Here is an 8,010-nt window from a genome sequence, read left to right as displayed (position 1 = left end):
GTTGTACTCATCAAAAACATAGCTCTNTACCATACAAGAAAAGGAAGATTTGAATTTTCCATAATAGTGCCACTACGCAACGAGGTGCGAAAACCACANGATTTACACTCATAACATTCTTTGTCTCTCTTCCAATAATGTGTTGTATTTGAGCATTTTTTGCAAACCACTCCATGCTTGTCACGCTCTTCTTTGAAATGCTTGCGACAACTCTGCTCATCTCCAAACTCAGCTGTAAAAGTAAATAAGTTCATACAGATTATCTTCTAAATTTAGTGCAAAGATAATACTTATAGGTGTAATTAAGGATATTCAATTAATTTTATCTGGTTTGATGGTGATAAAAAAAGACTGCTAAAGAATAGCAGTCTTTTTTTGCGTAAAAACTTAATGTTTTTTTAGATATGTAAAATTATTTAAGTGCTTTTAATAAATCTACACCATCTACGGTTGCCCATGCACCAGATACCATAGATACTTTTTTTACTTTAGTATCGTTGGAAATGGCTTTAGGACTATTAAATCCAAAGGCATAGCCCCATTGTGATGCATTAGATGAATTATTAACATTAATTGGCTCTACTACAATTTTGCCATTTTCCACTTGGTCGGCTTGTGTATCGGCATCTTGGATAAGCACGGCATAGGCATTTTGCCCACCTCTGTCTTTATAACCATCGATATAAACATTTTTGAAAATTCCAGAGCCTTGCTTCTTAAATTGGATAGCGGTGATTTCAGCAGAACCTTCTTTTTCTGGTGCTGTATTGTCTTCTCTAATCAAGGTGATACCATTAATTCTTGGGGCGGTATTGTCTTTATTAGAAGACGCTTCTATTTCCATTCCAAAGTTACCCACTTTTGTTTGGTAAGCAAACCAATTAGAGTTGTTAAGTCCTGCCCAGCCATCTTGCCAGTCGAAAGAATCATCAAAGTTACCATAAGATACCAAGTTGGTTGCACTTACGGTACCTCCAAAAAATTCGTAGCCATCATCGGTTCCTTTGTAAGAGACTAAGTTTTCCAATACCGTGCCAGACCCTACGGAATAGAAGGTCATAGAGTTGGTTTCAGATTTTCCATCACCAATTTTTTTACCACCGTATTCTACACGAACGAATTTCATCACTCCAGAGTTGTCGGTAGGATTATCACCTCCATAAGTAAGGTTGTTACCATCTTCCGAAGTGGCTGTTTTAGCTCCGTTTTTCGCCATGATTGGGGCTTTACCATAAAGTGTAATACCACCCCAGTCGCCTGGTGTTTTATTGTCAGAAGTAAATACAATCGGTTGGTCGGCAGTGCCTTGCGCATCGATTTTTCCACCTTGTAGAATAACCAAGCTACTGCCCATAGAAGAGTTAGCGGTAAATTTAGCACCAGCTTCAATGGTTAGTGTTACACCATCGGTTACTTTTACCACGCCTTCTAGCTTATAATCGCCTTTTTTGATGAGTAAATCTTTAGTAATGGTACCTGTAAGCGTTCCCGTTCCTTCCATTACATTACCATTGACTACGCCACCGCCATTGTCTGGATTGGTTACCTTATCATTGTCTTCGCGGATGTCTATAGTACAAGAAGTTACCGATAATGCTAATGCAAGTGTACATAAAGTTAAAAGTGATTTTTTCATTTTTTCAATATTTATTAGGTTAATTTTTTAAAAAGTATATTCTACGGATAAGTTAAAGTTAGTTCCTCTTTTATAATTGGTATGGATATAGTTTTCTGTTTTTACAGGGACATCGCTATCGTCTCCGTATTCTAAAGTGTATTGGCTATTTAGAAGGTTAAGTACAGAGAGTTTAGTTTTCCAATGTTTAGAAAGCTCCTTTTGATACACCAAGTCTAATTGATGAATCGGACGCTCATACACATGGTCTACCCCCACAGAACCCAGAGTATGGATTTTAGACCCCGAAACATTATACACCAAAGAGGCGGTTTGTTTTAAGTTTCTGGCGTTTTTAGTTTCGTATTTTAAGTCGGCATTTATCGTCCATGGGGCGGCACCTTGTAGTCCTCTTTTTAAGGTTTTTTGGCGTTCAGATTCTTGTTGTTTTTCGTCTTCGCTGCGTTCCACATTGGTGTACATCAATGTAGTATTAAGCCCTAAAGAAAAAGCGTCAAGGCTTTCGGATAGTCTTTTTAGGTTTAGGATACCTTCTAATTCTATGCCTGCTACATCGGCTTTCTTGGCATTAAAGAAAGTAATGGTTTGACCATCGGAGTTGGCAGAAGCCGTATAAGATTTCTCGATAGCGTTCATAATTCTTTTACCAAATATTCCTATCGCAAACATCTCATCTTTGGAAGGGAATACCTCGTATTTTAAATCGATATTGTAATTTTCGCTGTTTTGAAGTTTAGGATTTCCTAAGATATTCTCGTTGTTAGGATTGATGTAAGTAATCGGCATATACTCAATCAAAATAGGACGCGTAATGGTTTTACTGGCGGCAAATCTTAGGTTAGATTTTCGATTGAGTTCTTTTTTAACAGAAAGTGAAGGTAATATGTAGTATTGATTTCTAGTTAAATTACTAAAAGGACTATTAAACGATTGAGATAATTCCTTATACCTTGTAATGTTCATATTATTTTCCACTCTACCACCGATAAGGATGTCCCAAGTATCATTCGGTTTATAATTAAGGCTTATGTAGCCCGCATTTACAAATTGATAAATATTGTTTCTATACACCGAAGTAGACCCTTCTCTATAATAGAATATACCATTTTGTGCCGATTGGTCAAAAGTGGCTTGTGGACGGTCTGGGTTAATGATGACCGTTCTATTAGCCGTATTGGCATTGATATTATACACCGAATAAATAAATCGATAAGAAGTGCTTCGTCTATCCATAAAACCGTTATACCCTAAAGTCAGTTCCACAGGATAGGATTTTCTATTGTTTTTATTGCCTAATCCCAATTTATATTCTGCAAAGGCTGAAAGGTAGTTTTTACCATTTACATCTAAATATTGGCGGATAAGGTTGTTTCCACCGTAACTTAGAGAAATTAAATCAGAATTTGGTCCTGCTGGGTTTCCAGAGAAAATTTTTCTATCAGGCTGTTGATAGTTATTGCTTACCCAGCTAGCCCCTGCCTTTAGTTCGTGTCTATCGGCTATTTTTTGTGAAGCGATGAGTTGTACATCCATAAACCTAGAAATATCTTGTTGATTAACACGGAATAAGCCTTTCCCAGAATTGCCTTGGTCAATATAACCGAAATTATCTTGGATGAGGTTGGCTGAGTTTTGTAAGAAAATACCATTTAATAAAATGTTGGTTTTTCTATTTTTATAACCTAAGCCGAGTAGGATAGAAGATTCAGTTTCGTATTCGTATTCTTTTTTGAAGAGTTTGTTGTTGTAAACAATATTAGACCCCGCAAATTGAAGCAAATTATTTTCGCCTTCTTTGTATTGGTATTGGCTACTTTGGTTTAGGGATAATAAAAGTCCTAATTTTCCTCTGCCAGCTTTAAAGCGTTGGGCGGTAGTGAATGAAATTCCTGTATTTGGTAGGGATTTTATATTATCCACATCCCATGAATCTTTAAAAGAATGTTGAGATTGCTGCGCATTAAAAATATAGTTAGAAGGGCGGTAGCCTTTGACTTCGTCAGGGAGTTGCTTTTTCTTGGAATTAAGCCCAATGTAGCCCGACATGGTATTGGCGTTTTGATTCATCTTAAACCCATCCCTTAGTGTCGATTGTGTATTAAATCCTACGCTAAACTCTAGTTTTGTAAACGGTCTGTCGTACGCCAATGTTTCAATGTCAAAAGTTGCCCCTGCAAAATCGGCGTATAGGTTAGCGTTAAAAGTTTTATAGATATTCAGTTTGCCCACCACATCGGTAGGGAATTGTTTTAGAGCAATGATTTTTTGAAACGGGTTATTAGATGGCGACCCCAAACCATTGATGAGTAGCGTATTGTAGCGCTCTTCTAAGCCTCTTACAAAAAGCCCTTTGCCTTCTACGGTGGTAATCCCCGTTACTTTAGTTAAACTCTGCTCTACATTAGAAATTCCTTTTCTAGAAATTTCTTCCGAACCCATCGCTTGTACTTGGACATTAGATTTTTTTATGGCTTGTAGAACGGCAGTTTCAGTTTTTTTATTAAGGTTACCTTTAATTTGAACCCCTTCTATTTGCTTTTCACTTTTTATAGTATCTTTCTTTATTTCCTGCGCTGTCCATAGTGCAGTAGAGGCACCTAAACATAACACCGCAATACTAAGTTGAGTAGATTTCATTCCTTACAATATTTTTCTATCATTTTTACTGCGGCAAAGTAACGAAGTCATCAGGTGGTTTTAGGTTTCAAAAAAATTAAGTTTATATTAAATAATATTTAACAGACTAAGGGCTATATGAATATAATGTTAAATGATGTAGAGCCGTATTTTAAGTCAATAAAAAATCTTATTTTTGAAGACTAATAAAAATAAAAAATGGAAGGCAAAAGAATACTTTTAATAGACGACGAACCTGATATTTTGGAGGTGATTTCCTACAATCTAAAGAAAGAAGGCTACGAAGTATATACGGCGAATAGTGGTGCCGAAGGTATAGAAATGGCTAAGGAAGTGTTGCCGCATTTAATTTTATTAGATGTCATGATGCCAGAGAAAGACGGCATAGAAACTTGTCAGGATTTAAGACAAATTCCCTCACTTCAAGGAACATTAATTGTTTTTCTATCCGCTAGAGGGGAGGAGTTCTCGCAGCTGGCGGGCTATAATGCTGGGGCGAATGACTATATCGTAAAACTCATCAAGCCTAAAGTTTTAATTTCTAAAATTAATGCTTTGATGAATCTTACCCAGCAGGTAGAAGAAAAAAATAGAGTGCTGAAAATTGGAAACCTCGTGATAGACAAAGATAATTTCCGAGTGACCAAAGACGGCAAACCTTATGTGCTTCCTAAAAAAGAGTTTGATTTGCTGAGTTTATTAGCGTCTAATACGGATAAGGTTTTTAAGCGAGAGGAAATTTTAGATAAAGTTTGGGGGAATGATGTGGTGGTTGGCGAAAGAACCATAGATGTCCATATCCGAAGGTTAAGAGAAAAGTTGGGGGCTAAAAGCATTCAAACACTTAAGGGCATAGGTTATAAACTCACCCTCAAATAAATGAAACGCCGTGCCAATACCTTTAGCCTATTAGCTGCCGTGCTACTGACTGTGGCGATGGTGGGGGTGGTGTTCTTGTACGAATATACCAAAGGACAAGACTGGCTACTCAATGGAACTTATATTGTGATATTGATATTGTTGCTGATGGTCTTTATCAATTATATCGTCATCAGTTCGTTATTTAGATTTTATGGCAGGCACAAGATAAAGCAAATTTCTAATATCCTTCCCGATGAAATTGCTACTTCTAATGAAGATATTAATTTTAAAGAGTTGGGCGAAAGAATTTCTGGACTCAACAAAAAGACTGCCACAGAATTGGATATGATGAAAGAAATGGAGCGTTACAGAAAAGAATATATTGGCAATGTGTCCCACGAGCTTAAAACGCCCCTATTCTCTATACAAAGTTATGTGGAAACCCTGATAGACGGCGGTGTAGAAGACCTTGATATCCGCGATAAGTATCTCAATCGCGTGAATAAATCCATCGAAAGGTTATTGGATATCGTCTTAGATTTGGATATGATTAACCGATTGGAAATTGGGGAAATTACCTTAAATTATACTCAGTTTGATATTGTAGCTCTCATCAAAGAAACTTTTGAGTTTTTGGATATTGAAGCTCAAAAAAAACATGTTCAGCTAATATTAAGCCATACTTCACCAACAATGGTAATAGCTGATAAACAGAAAATCTCTCAGGTGCTTATCAATTTAATTTCTAATGCGATACATTATGCCAATCGAGAGCAAGCAAAAATCGAGGTTAATATTGTAGAAAATAGCCACAAAGTTTTTGTTGAGGTAAAGGACAATGGTATGGGCATAAAACCCGAAGTACTTCCAAGAATTTTTGAACGCTTTTATCGTGTAGAAAGCAGCCGAAACAGAAGACAAGGCGGCTCTGGTTTGGGGCTTGCCATTGTAAAGCATATTTTAGAAGCCCACCAACAAAACATAGAAGTTAAAAGTGAATATCTATCAGGGACAAGTTTTATTTTTTCTTTGGATGAAGGTTGATTATAAAAAAAATCCCAAGTCTAAAGCTCAGGATTTTATAATACTATTGATATTGGTTAAGAATTACTTCATACTCCCCACCATATCCTCAGGTCGTACCCACTCATCAAATTGTTCAGCAGTTACATAACCTAAGTTAATAGCTTCTTCTTTTAAAGTAGTGCCATTTCTGTGAGCCGTGTTGGCAATTTCAGCCGCTTTGTAGTATCCAATTTTAGTATTCAAAGCTGTTACTAACATCAAACTATTGTTCAGTAATTCTTTGATACGCGGTGTGTTCGGCTCGATACCTCTTGCACAATGCTCTTCAAAGCTTACACAAGCATCTCCAATCAATCGTGCTGATTGTAAGAAATTGGCTGCCATTACAGGCTTAAATACATTCAGTTCGTAATGTCCTTGCGTACCACCCACAGTAATTGCTACATCGTTCCCCATCACTTGTGCTGCTACCATCGTTAATGCCTCGCATTGGGTAGGATTGACTTTCCCGGGCATAATAGAACTACCAGGTTCGTTGGCAGGAATTAGAATTTCACCAATACCACTACGAGGTCCTGATGCCATCATTCGGATATCATTCGCGATTTTATTTAAAGAAACCGCCAATTGTTTTAATGCACCGTGGCTTTCCACAATCGCATCGTGAGAAGCCAAGGCCTCAAATTTGTTTTCAGCCGTACGGAAAGGCAATTTTGTAAATTCAGCAATATACTTTGCTACCAACACATCATAGCCCTTAGGTGTATTCAATCCTGTACCAACGGCAGTTCCTCCTAATGCCAATTCTGATAAATGCTCTAAAGTATTTTTTAGTGCTTTCAATCCGTGATTCAATTGAGCCACATAGCCTGAAAATTCTTGCCCTAAGGTGAGTGGTGTAGCGTCCATCAAATGGGTACGCCCGATTTTCACTACATTTTTAAATTCTTCTGATTTCTTCTGTAGGGTATCTCTAAGTTTCTCTACCCCCGGGATAGTCGTTTCTACTACCATTTTGTAGGCTGCGATGTGCATACCTGTTGGGAAAGTATCGTTGGACGATTGTGATTTGTTCACATCATCATTGGGTTGTAAAGTCTTTTCGCCTTCACCGATTTTTTTGCCTGCGATTTGATGTGCACGGTTGGCAATCACCTCATTCACATTCATATTGGACTGCGTACCCGAACCCGTTTGCCAAATTACTAAAGGAAATTGATCGTAGTGTTTTCCTTCCAAGATTTCATCACAAACCTTAGCGATGAGATCTCTTTTTTCTTGTGGTAAAACGCCCAATTCGCAGTTGGCATAGGCAGCTCCTTTTTTCAAATAAGCGAACCCTTCCACAATCTCGCGTGGCATAGAGGCAGGTACACCGATTTTAAAATTGTTACGAGAACGCTCCGTTTGTGCGCCCCAAAGTTTATCTGCAGGAACTTTTACTTCCCCCATCGTGTCTTTTTCAATTCTGTAACTCATAGTATATTGATTTTTATTAAGATTCTATTGTCCCACAAATTTAAGATTTTTTTGTCGCTTTTATAGACTTTAAAATGAAAAATTATAAAAGAATTTTTGAATATCCTTAATTACACCTATAAGTATTATCTTTGCACTAAATTTAGAAGATAATCCGTATGAACTTATTTACTTTTACAGCTGAGTTTGGAGATGAGCAGAGTTGTCGCAAGCATTTCAAAGAAGAGCGTGACAAGCATGGAGTGGTTTGCAAAAAATGCTCAAATACAACACATTATTGGAAGAGAGACAAAGAATGTTATGAGTGTAAATCTTGTGGTTTTCGCACCTCTTTACGCAGTGGCACTATTATGGAAAATTCAAATCTTCCT

Annotated in this window: 6 protein-coding genes and 1 pseudogene; 3 read left to right on the top strand and 4 right to left on the bottom strand. The window is 37.2% G+C overall.

All coding sequences use genetic code 11. The annotated features are described in order from the left end of the window. The 3 genes and pseudogenes from C237_RS13235 to C237_RS0109225 all read right to left on the bottom strand — a co-directional run. Positions 1–254, bottom strand: a pseudogene (locus C237_RS13235) (IS1595 family transposase); the annotation flags it as partial. 158 nt (positions 255–412) lie between these two features. Then, positions 413–1,636 (bottom strand): hypothetical protein, encoded by a 1,224-nt coding sequence (locus C237_RS0109230; RefSeq protein WP_018676213.1) that lies wholly within the window; start codon positions 1,634–1,636, stop codon positions 413–415. Between the two features lie 27 nt (positions 1,637–1,663). Further along, positions 1,664–4,273: a TonB-dependent receptor plug domain-containing protein gene (locus C237_RS0109225; protein ID WP_018676212.1), complete on the bottom strand. Its 2,610-nt coding sequence runs from the start codon at positions 4,271–4,273 to the stop codon at positions 1,664–1,666. A 198-nt stretch (positions 4,274–4,471) separates the two neighbouring features. Between C237_RS0109225 and C237_RS0109220 the strand changes: the two genes are divergently transcribed. Together C237_RS0109220 and C237_RS0109215 are read left to right on the top strand one after the other, a co-directional pair. Continuing rightward, positions 4,472–5,152 carry a response regulator transcription factor gene (locus tag C237_RS0109220; protein WP_018676211.1) on the top strand — a complete coding sequence of 227 codons (681 nt, stop codon included), beginning with the start codon at positions 4,472–4,474 and terminating at the stop codon, positions 5,150–5,152. Then, positions 5,153–6,178: a sensor histidine kinase gene (locus C237_RS0109215; protein ID WP_018676210.1), complete on the top strand. Its 1,026-nt coding sequence runs from the start codon at positions 5,153–5,155 to the stop codon at positions 6,176–6,178. Positions 6,179–6,241: 63 nt separating this feature from the next. Here C237_RS0109215 and fumC read toward each other — a convergent pair whose 3' ends face one another. Beyond that, a complete protein-coding gene (fumC, locus tag C237_RS0109210; protein ID WP_018676209.1) occupies positions 6,242–7,639 on the bottom strand; it encodes a class II fumarate hydratase in 1,398 nt (465 codons plus the stop codon). Between the two features lie 158 nt (positions 7,640–7,797). On the opposite strand from fumC, the gene C237_RS14595 reads away from it, so the two are divergent. Beyond that, positions 7,798–8,010 (top strand): transposase (locus C237_RS14595; RefSeq protein ID WP_169584753.1); only part of this gene is annotated, 213 nt, incomplete at its 3' end.

Source organism: Riemerella columbina DSM 16469 (assembly GCF_000374405.1).
Lineage (GTDB): Bacteria > Bacteroidota > Bacteroidia > Flavobacteriales > Weeksellaceae > Riemerella > Riemerella columbina.
The sequence above is the reverse complement of the archived record's forward strand: the minus strand, read 5'-3'. Positions and strand labels throughout refer to the sequence as shown.